The 2,392-nt window shown below is 74.1% G+C and carries 2 protein-coding genes and 1 pseudogene; 1 reads left to right on the top strand and 2 read right to left on the bottom strand.

Annotated elements, in window-relative coordinates:
- Together ABZ641_RS33345 and ABZ641_RS33340 are read right to left on the bottom strand one after the other, a co-directional pair.
- Positions 1 to 308 (bottom strand): protealysin inhibitor emfourin (locus tag ABZ641_RS33345; RefSeq protein ID WP_359987967.1); only part of this gene is annotated, 308 nt, incomplete at its 3' end.
- A 28-nt stretch (positions 309 to 336) separates the two neighbouring features.
- Entirely contained in the window at positions 337 to 1,413 is a 1,077-nt protein-coding gene (locus ABZ641_RS33340; RefSeq protein ID WP_344621749.1) for a M4 family metallopeptidase, read from the bottom strand.
- A 284-nt stretch (positions 1,414 to 1,697) separates the two neighbouring features.
- Between ABZ641_RS33340 and ABZ641_RS33335 the strand changes: the two are divergent.
- Positions 1,698 to 2,392, top strand: a pseudogene (locus ABZ641_RS33335) (hypothetical protein); the annotation flags it as partial.

Here is a 2,392-nt window from a genome sequence, read left to right as displayed (position 1 = left end):
GCTCCGCCGGGCGGGCCGGCCGGGCGCTGCCGTCGCTTGAACTCGGCGATCAGCGGGCGCAGGGCGGGCGGGACCTGGGGTTCCGTCAGCTCGACCGTCCGGTCGCCGCCGGGCGCGTGCACGGTGAACCGGTAGCGCGGGAGGGCGGCCGGCGCAGTGGGGCCGGCCGCCTCCCGGGCCTGCCCGGCCGCCTCCAGGGCCTGGAGGGCGGCGTCGGCCTCGGGCCCGGCCAGTTCGTCGGTGTCCAGCGAGGAGGTGGTGCGCAGGCCGGTGAAGCCACCGCTGCGCTCCAGGGACACGCGCACCACGTCGTTCTCCTTCGCCCGGGCCGGCGGTCTACCAGAAGCCCTGCTGGCGGGCGGCCGCGCGGACCACCTGAGCAGCCTCGGGCGGCACCTGCTTGGTCTCGGCCAGGATCCGTGCCTGGGCGGCGGCCACCACGGCGGCGTCGTTGAATCCGGCGGTCGGCCAGAGGTTCTGCAGGGTCTGGTACATGATCAGCGTACCCGCGTCGAGCCCGATCTCCTTGCAGATCAGGTAGAACCACCGGTTGGTGATGCCCGACATCAGGTGCGGGTCGGCGGGTTCGGAGTAGCCGCTCATGTCGCGGGGCTGCGGGTCGCGCCCCATGACCGGGTTGTCGTAGGCGGAGCCGGGTTCGGCCATGTTGCGCAGGGCCTCGCCGGCGAGGCTGTCCGCCATGATCTCGTCGCCGATGAGCCAGTTGTGGCTGTCGGCGTCCCGGTTGTTGGCCCAGGCGTCGACGGCGGAGCCGATCATGTCGCTGAAGGACTCGTTGAGCGCGCCGCTCTGGTCGTCGGTGTAGTTGAGGCCGGCGGTGAACTGGGTGACGCCGTGGGTGAGCTCGTGCGCGGAGACGTCGAGGTCGCCGGTGAGGTCCTTGAAGATGACGTTGTCGCCGTTGCCGAAGACCATCACCTGGGCTTCGCCGTCCCAGAAGGCGTTGGCGAAGTCGTGGTCGAAGTTGACGTGCGCCGCGAGGTCCAGTCCGGCGTTGTCGATGGAGTTCCGGCCGAGCATCTTCTTGTAGAACTCGCGGACGGAGCCGAGGTTGTCGTAGGCCACGTCGGCGTTGAGGCCGGCCACCGCGGGGTCGCCCTCGCCACGGATCAGGGTGGTGCTGTAGGTGGCTTCGTGCTGGTCGTCGTAGATCTCCCGGCCCGCGGTTCCGGGCGCCGGAACGGTCACGCCGGCCACGGCGGTGATCTTCGGAGCCTCGGGGGGCACGGTGGCCGCGGGAACGTCCGGGGTGCCCAGCCGGCGGGCCTTGCGGAACTGGGCGGACACCACGGCGGTGCGCTGGGCGGGGGTGGGTTCCAGGCTCTCCCGGCCCTGGACGCGGGCGATGTGCTCGATGACGTGGGGTGGAACGAACGTGCAGAGGTGCTTCATGGCGGGTTCCTCGGTTCGGATGTCTCGTCCCCGCCGCACCATTCTTCCGTCGGCCGCCCGGGCCCCCAAGGGGCAGAACGGCCCCGTGGCCATGGGCAGATCTGTCCCGGCCCGACCCCGCCCGCCGCCCGCCGCCCGCCGCCCGCCGCCCGCCGCCCGCCGCCCGCCGCCCGCCGGCGACGGTAAACCGGTGGCCGTGCCGGGCGCCGACGGCTACTGTCCTGCGCGATGACCACTCACTCTGTCAACAGAACGGGGGTCCTGTCCGCGCAAGGTGAGTGCTGATGGGCACTCCCACCGCGGACGGGGACTCCCGTCTCTCCTTCTGGCTGCGCGTGCGCGAGTTCGCCGTGCCGCCCTCCGTGATCGCGACCGCCACCGCCCGCCGGCTCGCCGGCGACTGGGCCGGGGCGTGCGCCGCCGCCGGCGTGGACGTCGATGTCAGTCCGCGTGCCCTGGCACGGACGCACGGCCGCGAGTTCGCGGCGCCGGTCCGTTCCGACCTGCGCCGGCTCGCCCCCGACCTGTTGCGCTGGCACTGGCCGCGGATCGCCCCGACCGGCCTGCTGCGCCCGGGGCTGACCGTCACCCTGGCCCGGTACGGCGGTTCCGGACGCGACCGGGACGGCCCCGTGCACCTGGTCGCCCGGACCCCGCCGGCCTGGGCGGACGGCGGCCAGCGGATCGCCCTCGCGCTCTGGGACTCCTCCCGGCCCTCGGCCGGCGCGGGTCTCCATCCGCATCCCCGCCCGCACCGGCGCTTCCGGCTCGACCTGCACCGCCACCTCTGGGACGCGCTGCGGGCCGACGAGTTGCGGGTGCGGGCCGGCGCCGACCTGCTGCCGGGCGACGCCGGCGCCGGCCCGGTCCCGCCGCACACGACGGGGCCCGGCTACCGCTGCGCCGTCGACCGGTGGGCGGAGGTCCTCAACGACGGCCTGGGCATCGAGCAGGGCCTGATGACCACCGTGCACGCCTA

This window comes from Kitasatospora sp. NPDC007106 (assembly GCF_040634455.1).
GTDB lineage: Bacteria > Actinomycetota > Actinomycetes > Streptomycetales > Streptomycetaceae > Kitasatospora > Kitasatospora arboriphila.
Note: the sequence above shows the minus strand (reverse complement) of the source record. Positions and strands in the feature narration are given on the sequence as shown.